Origin of the sequence: Flaviaestuariibacter amylovorans, assembly GCF_039541815.1 — a bacterium.
GTDB lineage: Bacteria > Bacteroidota > Bacteroidia > Chitinophagales > Chitinophagaceae > Flavisolibacter > Flavisolibacter amylovorans.
This window is the reverse complement of the sequence record NZ_BAABGY010000016.1, coordinates 265,152-281,353: the sequence shown is the minus strand read 5'-3', so window position 1 is coordinate 281,353 and position 16,202 is coordinate 265,152. Positions and strand designations below refer to the sequence as shown.

The window sequence follows — 16,202 nt, the reverse complement described above, 5'->3', positions numbered from 1 at the left end:
TTAACCGTAAATAGGCCCTGTTGAAAGTAGCGATCTATAGCCGGGTGCTGGACCTGGCGCAGCTGGACGATGTACAGCTTTTTTTCGATGAACTGCGCAAGGAGCGGATCGTGCCGGTCGTATTCGACGAGTTCTACCAGGAGGCGCGCAAGCACATGCAGCTGCCCGACGACCTCGAGGTCTTTACCTGCTCCTCCGATCTTTCCGATGACATTGAATTCGTGATCTCCCTCGGCGGCGACGGCACCCTGCTCGATACCGCCACGCTCGTGCGCGACAAGAACATCCCCATCGCCGGCATCAACTTCGGACGCCTCGGGTTCCTGGCCTCCATCGGCCGCAACGAGATGCAGGAGGCGGTGCGCGCCCTCTCGCGCCGCTCCTACGTGCTCGACAAGCGCTCGCTGATCCACCTCGATGCCTCCATCCCCCTCTTCAGCGAGGTGCCCTACGCGCTCAACGAGTTTGCCATCCACAAGCGCGACGTGAGCCCGATGGTGAAGATCCATACCTACATCAACGGCGAGCTCCTCAATACCTACTGGGCCGACGGCCTCATCGTGGCCACGCCCACGGGCTCCACGGGCTATTCGCTCTCCTGCGCGGGGCCGGTGGTGTTCCCCGATTCCGGTTCCTTCGTCATCACCCCGATCGCGCCGCACAACCTCAACGTGCGCTCCATCGTGATCCCCGACAATACCATCATCTCCTTCGAGATCGAGAGCCGGTCCGAAGAGATCATCGTAGCCCTCGACGCCCGCCGCGAGCTCGTGCACAAGAGCGTGCAGCTGGCGGTGCGCAAGGAGAGCTTTGCCATCAGCCTCGTGCGCCTCAACGAGAATAACTTCCTCCAGACCCTCCGCAACAAGCTCTCCTGGGGCTTCGACAAGCGGAACCCGGGAGGTGGGTAATGTGCTAATGGGGTGATGGGATAATGGGGTAATGGGAGCATGAGCCCAGTTCGGCTACGCTCGCACTGGTACCCCCCGAAGCTTCGGTACACCACCTTTCCGGGCGGACAAGATGACCGAGGATACTTTCAGCGGCCTGACTCCGCTCCATCCAGCAATCTGACCACTAAAAACCGCTTCCGTTAAGGCTAAGTCAGGCCGGGCGATAACCCAACAACCCCTCAAAACCTTACAAAACCCTTCAAAACCTTTCAGAACCTTTTCTTCCGCCGGCGCACACGAAAACGCTCCATTTTCCGTTTCAGGCAATAGGTAATATCGTAATTTGCAACGCTATGAGAAAGACACTGGCACTTTTCGCTTTTCTCGCACCGGCCACGCTCTGTGCACAGCAGGGTTATGTCCAGGAAGGTGAATTCGGCTTCGGGGTGGGCGCCGCCCACTACTTCGGCGACCTGAACACCCGCGCCAACATCAACCGGCCCAAGATCGCCGCCATGGCGTTTTTCCGTAAGAACTTCGGCAACTACATCGCGCTGCGCGTCAGCGGCACCTATGCCCGCGTCGGCTATTCCGACGTGTACAACGACCGCAACGAATACATGCGGCGCCGCAACCTCTCGTTCAACTCCAATATCTGGGAGGTGGGGCTGCAGGGCGATTTCAACTTCTTCAAGTTCCAGCCCTACAGCGAAACGCTCCGCTTCACGCCCTACGTGACGCTCGGCGCGGCGCTCTTCAGCTACGACCCCTTCGCCTACCTCGGCGGCGACAAATACTTCCTCCGCACCCTCGGCACCGAGGGCCAGGGCTCCGCGGCCTATCCCGACCGTAAGCCCTACAGCACGATGGCCCTTGCCATCCCCTTCGGCGTCGGCATCAAGTACAACATCAACGGCCGCATGAACATCGGCTTCGAGATCGTGCACCGCTTCACCAACACCGATTATCTCGACGACGTGAGCACCACCTTCGTGGAGCCCGAGGTGTTCCCGCCGAACCCCGACGGTACGCCCTCGCCTGCCTTCCTGCTGTCGGACCGCTCCTACGAAACCGGTGCCCCGATCGGCGCCAAGGGCGTGCAGCGCGGCAATTCGAAGCAGAAAGACCAGTTCGTGACCGGCATCATCTACCTGTCGTTCAACCTGCAATCGTATAAGTGCCCCTCGTATTGAGGCCATCCAAACGTATAGAGAAGGCGCCCGGTGGGCGCTTTTTTTGTGGCACGCGGAAAACGCAGAAAACGCGGAAAATACTTGTTCTCCTCTGCGGGATTGCGTTTGGAGGAGGAAGTTTCATTTTACTGGTAGGGCTGCGGGTGCGTCATTTCCTCTAAATATCGAAGCCGGCTGTAGGTGGAAGTGTTCCGATAAAACGCGGAAGCGGCCGCAGGCGGCCGCCGCAATTCTACAGGAACCTTTTCTTTTCTGCGTTTTAAACCGGAATATTCAACCCGCGGGCAGCTTCTATTTTAGCAGTCTGTTGCACCCGCGGCTCGGTACCGTGAGAAAGGGTGCAGATGAAAAGAACTGTCCCCAAGTATCTTCAGCGTTTTCCGCGTTTTCCGCGTGCCCTCCCCGCCGCTTGCGGCGTTCAACCCAGAATCGTATTTTCGCCGCCTATGTCCGACCTCCTTACCCAAATCGACAAAGACCGCCTGCCGCGGCATATCGCCATCATCATGGACGGTAACGGCCGCTGGGCCAAGGAGCAGGGCAAGGACCGGCTGTTCGGCCACTACCACGGCGTGGAGAGCGTACGCGACATCGTGGAGGGCTGCGCCGAGCTCGGCGTCGGCTTCCTGACGCTCTATGCCTTCTCTACCGAGAACTGGGACCGCCCCGAGTACGAGGTGGTCGGGCTCATGGAGCTGCTGGTGACCACCATCCGCAACGAGGTGGAAAGCCTGCACAAGAACAACATCCGGCTCAATGTCATCGGCGACCTCAGCATGCTGCCCGCCTACGCCCGCAAGGAGCTTCAGGAAGCCCTCGACTTTACCAAGGACAACTCAGGCCTCCACCTCATTATGGCCCTCAGCTACAGCGGCCGCTGGGAGCTGCTCAACGCCGTCAAGAACATCGCCTGGGATGTGAAGCAGGGCCGCCTCGCCGTGGAAGCCATCGACCAGGGCACCCTGCAGGCCGCCCTCACCACCAGCGCCTTCCCCGACCCCGAGCTCATGATCCGCACCTCGGGCGAATACCGCATCTCCAACTTCCTCCTCTACCAGCTTGCCTACGCCGAGCTCTATTTCACCAACGTGCGCTGGCCCGACTTCCGCAAGGAGAACCTCTACGAGGCCCTCATCGACTACCAGGGCCGCGAGCGCAGGTTCGGTAAGACGGGGGAGCAGGTCAAAAGTTCGTGAGGCTGAGGTTCGGGTTCGAAGTTGTCGGGGACAGGCTGTTTCAATTTGATGCTTCTCCTTGATTATTAATGCCCTACTTGCTCCGGCGAGGTATTAAGGCCGACTGGCCGGTTCGAAGGCCGAACGCCCGATGCCGGGTCCTGTAGCCGCTGATGATGGAAGTGAGTGAAACCTGCGCTGTGAGCGGCTCCCGACTTCAAACTGGAAACCCCAAAGTCCAAACCCGCCCCGCCTCCGCGGGGCGTCGTTTTAACAATTAGCTACGAAATTTACCGTTAATTTGCCTCCCCAAAGCTTTGACCGACGCTGCTTTCCGATTGACTGAACCATCCATTATGCGACAAATTTGCTCCCGTTTCTTCTTCGTGCTCCTGTGCTCCTGCGCCCTGGTTTCGACCGTGAGCGCCCAGGACAGCACCCGGGTAACCGGCGTGGACCCCACTCTCCAGGGCATCGAAGACGGACGGCCTAAGGAATATACCATCGGCTCCATCCGCGTCACGGGCGCCAACCACCTCGATACCGCGATCGTGGCTTCGATCTCGGGCCTGCAGGTGGGCGATAAGGTGCAGATCCCCGGCAGCGACGCATTTGCAAAGGCGATCCAGAACCTCTGGCGCCAGCGCCTCTTCTCCAACGTGCAGATCTACATCGCCCGCATCGAGGGCGACGTGATCCACCTCGAGCTCAACGTGCAGGAGCGCCCGCGCCTGTCCAACTACAGCTTCCAGGGCGTACGCAAGACCGAGGGCGAAGACCTCAAAGAGAAAGTCGGTCTTTCCCGCTCCACCATCATCACCGAGAACACCCGCCGCAACGCCATCGAGGCGATCCGCAAGTTCTTCGCCGGCAAAGGCTACCGCAACGTGCGCGTGCGCCTCGAGGAAAAGCCCGATCCCGGTACTGCCAATTCCAACAACCTCATTTTCCATATCACCAAGGGCCCCAAGGTAAAGGTCAACTCCGTGAACTTCTACGGCAACGAGGCCGCCACCGACCTCCGCCTCAAGAAAGAGCTGAAGGGCACCAAGGAGATGATGCGCCTGTCGGTACACCCCACCACGCCCATCACGCCCTTCGGCGCCAACGAGCGCATCACGTTCAAAGAGTACGTGAAGGACTATGGCTTTCTCTCGCTCACCAAGACGCGCGCCTTCCTCGATCCGTTTGTGCGCGTGAAGCTCGGTGGCGCCAAGTACGACCAGAACAAGTTCGACGAAGACCGTGAGAAGATCCTAGATTATTACAACGCCCTCGGTTACCGCGACGCCCGCATCACGGACACCGCCGTGGTGAACCGCCCCGACGGCAACGTGGACATCTCCATCAAGGTAGACGAAGGCCGCCGCTACTACTTCGGCAACCTCGTGTTCCGCGGTAACACCAAATACAGCGACTCCCTGCTGCGTGCCGTGGTGCGCATCAACAAGGGCGACATCTACAACCTCGACGTGCTCAACAAGCGCCTCGGCAAGAACCTCTCTGCCGAAGGCGGCGCCGACATCTCCGGCCTTTATATGGATGACGGCTACCTCTTCTTCCGCGCCGACCCCGTGGAGACGGCCGTCTACAACGACACCATCGACCACGAGATCCGCATCGTGGAAGGCCCGCAGGCCACCATCCGCAACGTGAACATCTACGGCAACGACAAGACGAAAGACTACGTCATCCGCCGCGAGCTGCGCACGGTGCCGGGTGAGAAGTTCAGCCGCTCCGACCTCATTCGCTCCCAGCGCGAACTGGCGCAGCTCCAGTACTTCAACCAGGAAAAGATCAACCCCGGCGTGGTACCCGACCAGAGCGACGGTACCGTGGACATCAACTGGCAGCTCGAGGAGAAATCCTCCGACCAGCTCGAGCTCTCCGCCGGCTGGGGTGGTGGCATCGGCCTCACCGGTACGCTCGGCGTTACCTTCAACAACTTCTCGATCAAGAACTTCTTCAAGAAGTCGACCTGGGACCCGCTGCCCTCCGGCGACGGCCAGAAGCTCTCGCTCCGCATCCAGAGCAATGGCTCGGCCTACCGCTCCTACAACTTCTCCTTCACGGAGCCCTGGCTCGGCGGCCGCAAGCGCAATCCCTTCACGATCTCGTTCTTCAACTCGAAGTTCGCCAACCTGTATAACCCCGTCACGGGCGCCTTCGACAAGGGCCTGGCCAAAGAGCAGTACCTCCGCACCATCGGCGTGGGCATCTCGCTCGGCAAGCAGCTGAAGTGGCCCGACGACTATTTCAGCCTCCTGTACTCGCTCAACTACACGCAGTACAAGCTGAAGAACTATGCGTTCCAGGGCTTCGGCTTCACGACGGGTACGTCCAACAACATCTCGCTCAAGATCGCCCTGCAGCGCTCCTCGGTGTTCGATCCGCAGTACCCTACGGGTGGTTCCAACATGACGGCTTCGGTGCAGTTCACGCCGCCCTACTCGCTCATCGACAAGAGCATCGTGACCTCTGCCTACCCGTATAAGAACCCCGAATATCACAAGTGGCGCTTCAACGCCGAGTGGTTCGTGCCGATCGGCCGTGCCGGCGGCGCCGACCGCAACCGCCAGCTCGTGCTGAAGATCGCCGCCAAGTACGGCTTCATGGGCCGCTACAACCGGAAGCTCGACTTCTCGCCCTTCGAGCGCTTCCAGCTCGGTGGCGACGGCCTTACCAACTCGTTCGGTATCCTCGGCTTCGACGTGATCGCTCTGCGCGGCTACCCCGTGTTCGACAAGCCGAACCCGTCGATCAACCCCGACATCTCGGGCGTGAGCGAGTACTTCACGATCTTCAACAAGTACCAGCTCGAGCTGCGCTATCCCATCGTGCGCAACCCGAGCAGCACCATCTACGCACTCACCTTCTTCGACGCGGCCAACGGCTGGCGCAACTTCGGGGAGTACAATCCCTTCCGCCTCCGCCGCAGCGTGGGCGCCGGTATGCGCTTCTTCCTGCCGATGTTCGGTATGCTGGGCTTCGACTACGGCATCGGGCTTGACCGCCTGAGCCCCGCCGACCGCAGCCTGAAGAACGCGAGCCGCTTCACCTTCATGCTCGGTTTCGAGCCGGAATAACAAAATGAGGTGCAACGCATTGCCTTCCGTACGCATCATTCGTATAACCGACACGATATGAAAAAATTCTTCCTGGTGGCTGTCTGCAGCCTCGTTATGGGCGCGGCCGTGCAGGCGCAGCGCTATGCCATCATCGACACCAAGTACATCCTCGACAAGATGCCCGACTACAAGTCGGCCCAGAAAAGCCTCGACGACGTTGCGGCCGGCTGGCAGAAAGAGATCGACAAGATGCAGGCCGACCTCGACAAGATGTACAAGGATTACGAGGCCGAGCAGGTGATGCTGAGCGAGGACCTGCGCAAGAAGCGCGAAGACCAGCTGCTCGTAAAAGAGAAGACCCTGCGCGACCTCCAGCGCCAGCGCTTCGGCTTCGAGGGCGACCTCTTCAAGAAGCGCCAGGAGCTCGTGAAACCCGTTCAGGACAAGGTCTACAACGCGGTGCAGCGCCTCGCTACCACTCGTGGATACGACTTCATCCTCGATAAAAGCGAAGGAATAACCGTTATCTTTGCCGACCCCAAACTCGAAAAGAGCGACGACATCCTGAAGGAGCTCGGGGTAAAGAATTAAGAAATCGTGAAATCGGCGGCGCCTGCCAACGATGCCGCGGTACGACGCATCAAACTAAAACAAAACATACAAGTACCTCCCAATGAACAAGATCAAATTTTTTGTTGTAGCCCTCGTAGCGCTGTTCAGCGTATCGGCTGCCCAGGCCCAGAAGATCGGCTACATCAGCCTCGATAACGTTGTGGCCCTCACTCCCGAGGTGAACAGCGGTAAGCTGGACTCCCTCATCGAGCGCTACCAGACCGACTCGCTGGCTCCCCGTTATCAGTATAATGTAGCTGAGTACCAGCGCAAGGACAGCCTCTACCGCGACTCGCTGCGCACGCCGGCCGCCCAGCGCAACATCATCCGCGGCGAGCTCGAGCAGCTCGTGTACGAGATCCAGAACTGGCAGCAGCTGTCGCAGCAGGCCGTACAGGCCAAGCAGCAGGCCCTGCTGGAGCCCATCTACCGCCGCGTGGTAACGGCCCTCAACGCCGTGGCCAAGGAGAACAACTATGCTTATGTGCTAAACAAGGAAACGCTGCTCGTGGCGCCCCAGGGCGACGACCTGCTGCCCCTCGTAGCCAAGAAGCTCGGTATCAAGTTGCCGAATGCCCCGGCTACCGGTGCTCCTGCCCCCCGTCCCGGCGCGAGAAATTAATCAGTAAAAACACCGTTCATAGAAGAGCCCTGGCTGAATGCCGGGGCTTTTTCGTGAGCAGGTGAGCAAGTGAGCAAGTGAGCAAGTGAGCAAGTGAGCAAGTGAGCAAGTGAGCAAGTGAGCAAGTGAGCAAGTGAGCAAGTGAGCAAGTGAGCCAAGATGAACACGTCAAGATAACGTTGGGCCAGCCGCGAACACTCTGCGTAACGGTGGAGATTGCGTCGCTGAATTTACCCCGCAGAAGGCTGGGGCTCGCAATGACTTCCAAGTTCGCAATGACCGCGATGCGCAAAGGCTTTTGCACTGTAAACGACCTATTACTAATAAACCAATAGACCAATAAACAGCCGCGTAGCGGCGACGTATCTTTACCCCATGTCCACTCCCGCTCCCATCGGTGTGTTCGATTCCGGCTATGGCGGCCTTACGGTGCTGCGCTCGCTCGTGGACCGGCTGCCCGGGTACGATTACCTCTACCTGGGCGACAATGCGCGCGCGCCTTACGGAAACCGCTCCTTCGATACGGTATACCGCTATACGCTGCAGTGCGTGGAATGGCTGCTCGGCCAAGGCTGTCCGCTCATCATCCTTGCGTGCAATACGGCCTCCGCAAAGGCCCTCCGCAGCATCCAGCAGAACGATCTCGCCCGCCTCGACCCGAAGGCCCGCGTGCTGGGCGTCATCCGCCCCACGGCCGAAGTGATCGGGCAGCATTCGCAGAGCGGCGCCATCGCGGTGCTCGCCACCAATGGCACCGTGCAGTCGGGCTCCTACCTGCTGGAGATCGAGAAGTTCTTTCCGCAGGTGCAGGTGGTGCAGGAAGCCTGCCCGATGTGGGTGCCGCTCATCGAGAACAACGAGCACGGAAGCCCGGGCGCCGATTACTTCGTACGCCGCCATGTAGACAAGGTGCTGCAGGAACATCCGTCCGTAGATACCTTGCTGCTAGCCTGCACGCACTACCCGCTGCTGCGCGACAAGATCAGGGCCCTGCTGCCCGAAGGTGTGCAGGTGCTGGGCCAGGGCGAGATCGTAGCTGAGAGTCTTGCTGATTACCTGCAGCGCCATCCCGAGATCGAGGCCAGGCTTTCGAAGGAGCAGGCCCGCACGTTTTTTACGACCGATGCAGCGGCCGACTTCGACAACAAGGCCAGCATCTTCTTCGGGGAATCCGTCTCCGCGCAGCATGTGGATCTCCGCTGACGCACCGGCAGGCTTCAATGCGAAGGCTACACATTCCTTCGGGTCGCCCGTGCAATCGCGCCACGCGCAACAGGAACGTCGAGCCGTCGGCGAGCCCTTACTGCTGCTCGCCCGAGTGGCCGGGATGGGCCACACTACCGTTTTCCTCGACGCATATGCCTCCGTAGATGGGCGCCGACGTGTCGAAGCTCCAGATTGTGCCGCCCGTCACGGCGTTCAGTGCGTAAACCTTGCCGTTGGAATAGCCCACATAAAGCATCGTGCCTTTTACCGTACAGTAATTGATGCCGCCCACGTTGGGGGTGCCGCCCACGTTCGGAGCGTCGCTGAAACGCCACCGGAGCGCGCCGGTTTGTTCGTCGATCGCGTAAACGTTGTTGTCGGTATTCCCGGCGTACACAATCCCGTTGCCCACCACGGGAGCGGAAAAATAGCCGGTATTGGCACCACCGCCGAGGATGTATTTCCATTTCAGCGCCCCGCTGCTGCTGTCGATTGCGTAGAGGTAGCGGGTGTAGCCCGCGTTGAAGATGACACCATTATGGAGCGTCGGGCTGGAGGACGCGCCGGCCGACGGGCTTCCCGGGGGGACGTCGAGGTAGTGCCAAGCATTGGCTCCCGTTTGGACGTTGTAGGCCGAAACGACCGTGGATTCGGTGCCGGAAAACACCCAGCCATTTACCACGAGTGGGTTGATGCCGCAGATCGACGTGCTGTAAGAGCGGAAGGAAGCCCCCGTGGCGGCATCTAAGCTGACCATCCCGTAGAAGTACGATACGAACACCTTGCCGTTGCTCACCGTCGGATTGCCGAGGGGAGCCTGGGGGAGCAGGTTGTTCCAGACGAGGGCCCCGCTGCTGGCGTTGAGGGCGTAGAGCGCGCCCCTGCCGCCGGCCCGCTGACCGCCGAAGTACAGCACGCCATTGCTGACAACCGGTGTTGTGTGGGCGAGACTGCCTGCGGACAGGAAGCGCCACCTCAGCGCGCCGTTGCTGGCGTCGATCGCATTCATATAGCCGTCCGAGGACCCGAAGTAAACCGTACCGTTCTGATAGCAAGGGCTACCGCTCGCGACGGTGCCGCCGGCCGAATACTGCCATTTCACGGTGCCGTTGGTGCCGTTGAGGGCATACAGCTTCCCGGCGCTGTTGACGGCGTACACCGTTCTGTTGACGGCGATGCGGACCGATACCGAATAGGTATTCTGGCTTCCGTCCTGCGCCGTCACAACGTATTGGCGAGGGCTCGAGAAGTCCTGCGCCACTCCTGAGCCTGGCGTCACGGAAGCGCCGGTGTGGGTGATGGTGGGTTTCAGCGCGGTTACGTTCGTTCCAAACGGCAGGGTCAGCAGGATTTCGTTGTTGCCAAGCATCTGCGCGGTGTCGTCCGCAGCCAACCCGGCGTTGTCGGCCGCTTTCAGTACGAAGCGCAGAATCGTTTTTTGGCTCGAAAGCGTGTCCGTCGGGGTTGGGGTCGGTGTTGCGGGCGGAGCGGGTTCTTCACCCTTTTTACGACAGCTTAAAGAAAGGAGTACTACAAGAAGACTGAAACATGCGAGTTGCCGGGTCATGGTGTTTGGTTTGATTGTCGGGGGTAACACTAATTTAGGACAAAACACGTAGTGCCGCGTCCGCTTGTGGCGGTAACGGGGAGCGAAAGCATCCCCCGATCCGGCGATATCACCGCATGTGGCATTATGCTGACGCGAATGGTGAAACACTTGAACAATAGAGTGATGCAGTTGTGACCTCGCTGTAATGGATTGTTCTTTGTAGGCTGCACTGTAAAGAGGGGCATCCAAAAGAGAAGGAACGCGGATTACACGGATTTAATACGATTAGTGCAGATGATCATTACCAGGACTATTTTCTTCACGAGCTCAATTCGCAGGCAGGTATGATTGTTCGGTACGATAAGGTATTCGGCGCGCAAAAGCGACCCCATTACCAATAGACCAATAGACGAATAAACGCTCCCTCACCTTAGCGAAAACCTTAGCCCCTTATTTTCTTAGCGGTAAGAATCCCTTCTTTCCTTTCCCCGCCCTTCATTCCCCTGTTCCTTGTTCCTTATTCCCTGTTCCCTGTTCTCCTCGGACACGAAAAAAGCCCGCCGAAGCGGGCCTTTCCTAACTATACCAACCTTTCTTTAAAGAAAGTATTTCTGTTCCTGGATCAGCGCGTCGGCGATGCGGCGGCGGGCGTCCTTCACGTTGTAGGAGGCTGCCTTGGTGAAGCGGCGGATGCCCATCAGCATCATGCGCTGCTCGTCGCCCTCGGCGAAGGAGTTGATCGCGTCCTTACCGGCCTTGGCGATGCGGTCGGCGGCATCGTAGAGGAAGGCGCCGAGGATGTCGCGGTGCACCGGGGTGGCCTTGCCTTCCTGCTCGAGGCGCATCACGCGCAGCAGCAGGCTCTCGCCCACGAAGGTGTCGATCGTCATGTCGGCGATGTTCATCAGCAGCTCCTGCTCTTTCTCGAGGCCCATCATGAGCTTTTGCGCGGCAGCGCCGGCAGCGAGGAGGATCGCCTTTTTGAAGCCCTGCACGAGCTTGCGCTCGGCGGCATAGGGCGTTTCGTCTTCGCTACCGAAGTCGGGGATGGCGAGGAGCTCCTGGCCCACCTTCATGGCGGGGCCCAGCATGTTGAGGCGGCCCTGCATGGCACGCTTCAGCGTCATGTCTACCGACAGCAGGCGGTTGATCTCGTTGGTGCCTTCGTAGATGCGGTTGATGCGCGAGTCGCGGTAGGCGCGCGAGATGTTGTATTCGGCCGAGAAGCCGTTGCCACCGTGGATCTGCACGCCTTCGTCGACGCAGAAGTCGAGCGTTTCGGAGCCATGCACCTTGAGCAGCGCGCACTCGATGGCGTATTCTTCGGCCGCACCCAGCAGCGCGTCGTTGAAGGGCTTGCCGGCGGCGAGGTCATCCTTCTCCTTTTCTTCGATCCAGGCCGCGGTGCGATAGAGCGCGCTCTCGCAGGCGTAGGTTTGGATGGCCATCTCGGCGAGCTTGTGCTTGATGGCGCCGAAGTTGGCGATCGGCGTCTTGAACTGCTCGCGCGTAATGGCGTACACGATCGAGTTGGTGATGGCGCGCTTGGCACCGCCTACCGTTGCTGCGCACAGCTTCAGGCGGCCGATGTTGAGGATGTTGAACGCGATCTTATGGCCCTTGCCGATATCGCCGAGGACGTTGGCAACGGGCACCTTGCAATCCTGGAAATAGAGCTGCACCGTGGAGGAGCCCTTGATGCCCATCTTGTGCTCTTCGGGGCCCTGGGTGAAGCCTTCGTAGCCACGCTCCAGGATAAAGCCGGTGAACTTGTCGCCGTCTACCTTGGCGAACACGGTGTACACATCGGCGAAGCCGCCGTTGGTGATCCAGGCCTTCTGCCCGTTGAGGAGGTAGTGGGTGCCGTCGTCGGAGAGGCGTGCGGTTGTTTTCGCACCGAGCGCGTCGGAACCCGAGTTGGGCTCGGTAAGGCCGTAGGCGCCCGTCCATTCGCCGGAGATCAGCTTCGGAATGTATTGCTGCTTTTGCTCGTCGTTGCCGAAGTACAGGATCGGGAGCGTACCGATGCCGGTGTGTGCGGAAATGGCCACCGAAAAGGAATGGCCCGCGCCGAGGTACTCGTTGACGATGGTGGAGGTGATAAAGTCTTTACCGAGGCCGCCGTATTCCTCCGGGAAGGAGGTGGCCAGCATGCCCTGCTCGCCCGCTTTCTGCACGAGCGACTTCATGAGCCCGGGCTCCATGTCGTCGATGCGCTCGAGGATGGGGAACACCTCGGTGTCAAGGTACTGGTTGCACATGTCGCGGATCATCAGCTGCTCCTCGTTGAAGTGCTCGGGGATGAAAGTAGCCGCCGGATCGCTCTCGCGTACCAGCCACTCGCCGCCTTTCAGTGCCGTGTTCGTTGTTGCTTCCATGGTAAGTGTGTTTATTAGTCTATTTGTTTATTGGTCTATTGGTAAAGGGTCGTTCACAGAGGAAGTTTTCATTCCGGTTGGATCGCTTCTCTATCCAAAGTCAAAATTCAAAAGTCAAAAGCGGTTGCCATTGCTGCAGCAGGCTCTTTCCTTAGCCAACCCTCCTGAACCCTTCTGAACCCTTCTGAACCTATTGCGAAAGGTTGTCGTATACCTTCTGCAGTACGGCCTTCGCGATTTCGATATGATCCGGCGGCACGCCCTCGAGGGCTTCGTTGAGGGTTTCTTCGGCGAGCTGCATCGTCTGGTCCTGCAATTTCGCGGCCGCCTTCGTCACGTATACTTTGTTGATGCGGCGGTCGTTCTCGTCGCCCACACGCTTCACGAGACCGCTTTTTTCGAGGTTGTCGATGAGGCGCGTGATACTCGGTTTGTCGCGAAAGGTGGCGTTGCACAGCTCCTGCTGGCTGAGGCCGTCTTCCTTCCACAGGTGGTACAGCACACTCCACTGCTCGATGGTGAGCGGCAGCCCGGCCCCATTGAACTTCTTTTGCAGGCGGCGGGCGATGGCCGTCGACGCCTTGCCGGTAATGAAGCTATAGAGCTCGCCCTTGCGGAATTGGTTGTTTGGCATACAGTTGTTTATGCAACCAAGTAAATATAAGCGCTTTTCCTATAATTTGGCGCGCGGAGAAAAATATTTTAATGATCCTTCTGACCGTTGCTTTCTGCCTCTGGCTGGCCTACGCCGCCCTGATCGCGTTCTACCGGCGGGGCTGGCAGCGGAGCCCGGAGGCAACGGCGATGGCGCCCGCGGCAGGGATACCCGTTACCGTACTGGTGCCGGCGCGCAACGAGGCGGAGCGGCTCCCGGCCCTGCTGGCTGCCCTCAGCGCACAGCAATACGATCGGGGTTTATTCTCGGTGCTGGTGCTCGACGATCACTCTACCGACAATACGGCCGCCGTTGCGCGGAACGCCGGCGGCAACGTCTCCGTGCTGTCGCTCGACGCCGCCGCCCAGGGCAAGAAGCGCGCAATCGAGGCCGGCGTAAAGGCCGCAGCGGGCTCGCTGATCGTTACCACCGACGCCGACTGCGTCCCGGGCCCGCATTGGCTGCCCCTGCTCGTGGCACAGCATACTGCCGGCTACAGCGCTTTCATCGCCGCCCCGGTGCGGTACCGCGATCCCCAAACGGTATCCTCCATTTTCCAGGCACTCGATTTCATGACATTGCAGGGGATCACCGCCGCATCGGTGAGCACGGGTGTGCACAGCATGTGCAACGGGGCCAACCTGGCTTATACCAAAGAGGCCTTCGAAGCCGTGGATGGCTATCGTGGTGTGGACCGGCTGGCCTCCGGCGACGACCTCTTCCTGATGCACAAGATCGCCCTGCGCTACCCGGGCCGGGTGCACTACCTCCGCCACCGCGATGCCATCGTGGACACCGATGCGGCTCCCGGCTGGCGTGCCTTCTGGAAGCAGCGCGTGCGCTGGGCTTCCAAGTCGGCACACTATACCGACAGGCGCATCACGGCCGCACTGGCGCTCGTGTATTTCTTCAACCTGTGGTTCTTGGTGCTGGCCATAGCCGGCTTCTGGAATACGGATAATTGGACAGGCACCCTTGTATTACTACTGTTGAAGACCGTCGTGGAGCTTTGGTTCCTTGCCCCCGTTGCGCGGTTCTTCGGACAGCAACACCTGTTGCAATGGTTCCCGCTGCTGCAGCCGCTGCACATTATATATACCGTAGCCGTCGGCGCCCTCAGCTCGTTTGGTACGTATGAATGGAAAGGAAGAAGGGTGAAGTAATGGGCTGGCTTCGACTTCGCTCAGCCTGACAAAGGGCACTTGTCATCCTGAGCGGAGCGCAGCGGAGTCGAAGGCGGGTTAATGTGCTAATGGGGGAATGGAGAGAACAATTCCGAAGGATAGCGCCGTGCATCAGTCGATGTGGAAAGGAGCAGGGTTATACCGGCCACATCACAAATCTGCTACCTTTAGGAATATCGACACGTTAAGCGACCCTTACCAATAGACTAATAAACCAATAGACCAATAAACCAATGAACGACTCCACCGTCAGCTTTAGCCAGGCACTCCGGCGGCGCCTCCTGCGCAATAAGGGAGCGCTGTTTGGCATGGTGCTGATCGGGCTCGCCGTGCTGGTGGCGGTATTTGGTTATTTCCTCGCGCCGGATCCCTCGCCGAACGCCAACCGGATCATCCTCGAAATAGGTGGCAACAAGCCCGGCTACACCCAGGAGTTCCTGCTGCTGCGTAAGAACCCGGAGCCTGCCCCTGTGGGGTTTTTCGAGCGCCTCCTCAACGGCGTCCCCGATCGGGCCGACTACATTCCGGTAACCTGGTGGCGCTACCAGGGCGACAGCCTGCTGGTCGACAAATACGTGGACGAAGGCCTTACCGAGCGGCGCTCCTACGTTCCGGAAGACCTCGCCGGCAAGTCGGCAACGGTGCGTCAACGCTTCCTGCTGGGCACCGATAAATACGGGCGCGACATCCTGAGCCGGCTCATCATCGGCACCCGTGTGAGCCTCACCGTCGGCCTCGTGACGGTACTCATATCGCTCTCCATCGGCATCTTCCTGGGCGCGCTGGCCGGCTACTTCGGCGGCAAGACCGATGCCGTGGTGATGTGGCTCATCAACGTGCTCTGGAGCATCCCGACGCTGCTGCTCGTATTCGCGATCACGCTGCTGCTGGGCAAGGGCTTCTGGCAGGTGTTCATCGCGGTGGGCCTCACGCTCTGGGTCAACGTGGCGCGCCTCGTGCGCGGGCAGGTGCTGGCCACGCGCGAGCTGTCGTACGTGGAGGCTGCCCGCGCGCTCGGCTACTCGCATTTCCGTACGCTGTTCCGGCATATCCTCCCCAACATTCTTGGTCCTATCCTCGTCATCGCCGCTTCGAACTTCGCTTCCGCCATCGTGATCGAAGCAGGTCTTTCCTTCCTCGGTGTGGGCGTGCAGCCCCCGCAGCCGAGCTGGGGACTCATGATCAAGGAGAATTACAATTTCATCATCACCAACAATCCTGTGCTGGCACTTGCACCGGGCTTTGCTATCATGTTGCTGGTACTGGCCTTTCACCTGCTGGGGAACGGGCTGCGCGATGCGCTGGATGTGCGTGGGTGACGGTAACGATGGTTCGCTTCGCTCACCGTTTTCACGCAAAGGCGCCAAGACGCAAAGCACGCAAATTTAATTTCCTGCGTGCGACAGGAATGTTTCACACGGCGGCACGGCGGCACAGCGACACGGAGACACAGCGCATTATTACTTACGGCGCGTAGGATCTTTCTCATGGGCTTTCCCAATAACAACACCTGTGCGGGGAACGTTTGACGTATAGCTGCGTAATGCCGGCAGGCCATTGTGCGCTTTAGCAAGTATCGTTGTGCCGCCGTGTGATCGGTATTCGTGAGCCCCGCCGATGGCGGGGTGAACTCCGCAAACAAAGCTTTGCGTGCTTTGCGTGCTTTG

At 59.5% G+C, this 16,202-nt stretch carries 12 protein-coding genes; 9 read left to right on the top strand and 3 right to left on the bottom strand.

Going from position 1 to position 16,202, the window contains the following annotated elements; genetic code table 11:
• Positions 1-20 precede the first annotated feature (20 nt).
• From ABD937_RS20915 to murI, 7 genes are all read left to right on the top strand, one after another.
• The gene (locus tag ABD937_RS20915) at positions 21-911 is read left to right on the top strand and encodes an NAD kinase (protein ID WP_345257901.1); all 891 of its coding nucleotides are present in this window, start codon (positions 21-23) and stop codon (positions 909-911) included.
• Positions 912-1,246: 335 nt separating this feature from the next.
• Positions 1,247-2,086, top strand: a complete 840-nt coding sequence (gene porG, locus ABD937_RS20910) for a type IX secretion system protein PorG (protein ID WP_345257900.1) — start codon at positions 1,247-1,249, stop codon at positions 2,084-2,086.
• A 446-nt stretch (positions 2,087-2,532) separates the two neighbouring features.
• Complete coding sequence (gene uppS / locus ABD937_RS20905; protein ID WP_345257899.1) at positions 2,533-3,282, top strand: undecaprenyl pyrophosphate synthase; 750 nt, start codon at positions 2,533-2,535, stop codon at positions 3,280-3,282.
• Between the two features lie 335 nt (positions 3,283-3,617).
• The gene (locus tag ABD937_RS20900) at positions 3,618-6,347 is read left to right on the top strand and encodes a BamA/OMP85 family outer membrane protein (protein WP_345257898.1); all 2,730 of its coding nucleotides are present in this window, start codon (positions 3,618-3,620) and stop codon (positions 6,345-6,347) included.
• 57 nt (positions 6,348-6,404) lie between these two features.
• Positions 6,405-6,920 carry an OmpH/Skp family outer membrane protein gene (locus ABD937_RS20895; protein ID WP_345257897.1) on the top strand — a complete coding sequence of 172 codons (516 nt, stop codon included), beginning with the start codon at positions 6,405-6,407 and terminating at the stop codon, positions 6,918-6,920.
• Positions 6,921-7,002: 82 nt separating this feature from the next.
• Positions 7,003-7,563 carry an OmpH/Skp family outer membrane protein gene (locus tag ABD937_RS20890; protein WP_345257896.1) on the top strand — a complete coding sequence of 187 codons (561 nt, stop codon included), beginning with the start codon at positions 7,003-7,005 and terminating at the stop codon, positions 7,561-7,563.
• A gap of 375 nt (positions 7,564-7,938) precedes the next feature.
• Entirely contained in the window at positions 7,939-8,766 is an 828-nt protein-coding gene (gene murI / locus ABD937_RS20885) for a glutamate racemase (RefSeq protein ID WP_345257895.1), read from the top strand.
• A gap of 97 nt (positions 8,767-8,863) precedes the next feature.
• Here the strand turns inward: murI and ABD937_RS20880 are convergent, their stop codons facing one another.
• The 3 genes from ABD937_RS20880 to ABD937_RS20870 all read right to left on the bottom strand — a co-directional run bounded on the left by ABD937_RS20880 (position 8,864) and on the right by ABD937_RS20870 (position 13,330).
• The gene (locus ABD937_RS20880; protein ID WP_345257894.1) at positions 8,864-10,336 is read right to left on the bottom strand and encodes an outer membrane protein assembly factor BamB family protein; all 1,473 of its coding nucleotides are present in this window, start codon (positions 10,334-10,336) and stop codon (positions 8,864-8,866) included.
• Between the two features lie 578 nt (positions 10,337-10,914).
• The gene (locus tag ABD937_RS20875; RefSeq protein ID WP_345257892.1) at positions 10,915-12,696 is read right to left on the bottom strand and encodes an acyl-CoA dehydrogenase family protein; all 1,782 of its coding nucleotides are present in this window, start codon (positions 12,694-12,696) and stop codon (positions 10,915-10,917) included.
• A gap of 190 nt (positions 12,697-12,886) precedes the next feature.
• Positions 12,887-13,330, bottom strand: coding sequence for a MarR family winged helix-turn-helix transcriptional regulator (locus ABD937_RS20870; RefSeq protein ID WP_345257891.1), 444 nt, complete (start codon positions 13,328-13,330; stop codon positions 12,887-12,889).
• A gap of 71 nt (positions 13,331-13,401) precedes the next feature.
• On the opposite strand from ABD937_RS20870, the gene ABD937_RS20865 reads away from it, so the two are divergent.
• Together ABD937_RS20865 and ABD937_RS20860 are read left to right on the top strand one after the other, a co-directional pair.
• Positions 13,402-14,514: a glycosyltransferase gene (locus ABD937_RS20865; RefSeq protein WP_345257890.1), complete on the top strand. Its 1,113-nt coding sequence runs from the start codon at positions 13,402-13,404 to the stop codon at positions 14,512-14,514.
• Between the two features lie 254 nt (positions 14,515-14,768).
• Positions 14,769-15,854 (top strand): ABC transporter permease, encoded by a 1,086-nt coding sequence (locus ABD937_RS20860; protein WP_345257889.1) that lies wholly within the window; start codon positions 14,769-14,771, stop codon positions 15,852-15,854.
• The last annotated feature ends 348 nt before the right edge of the window (positions 15,855-16,202 follow it).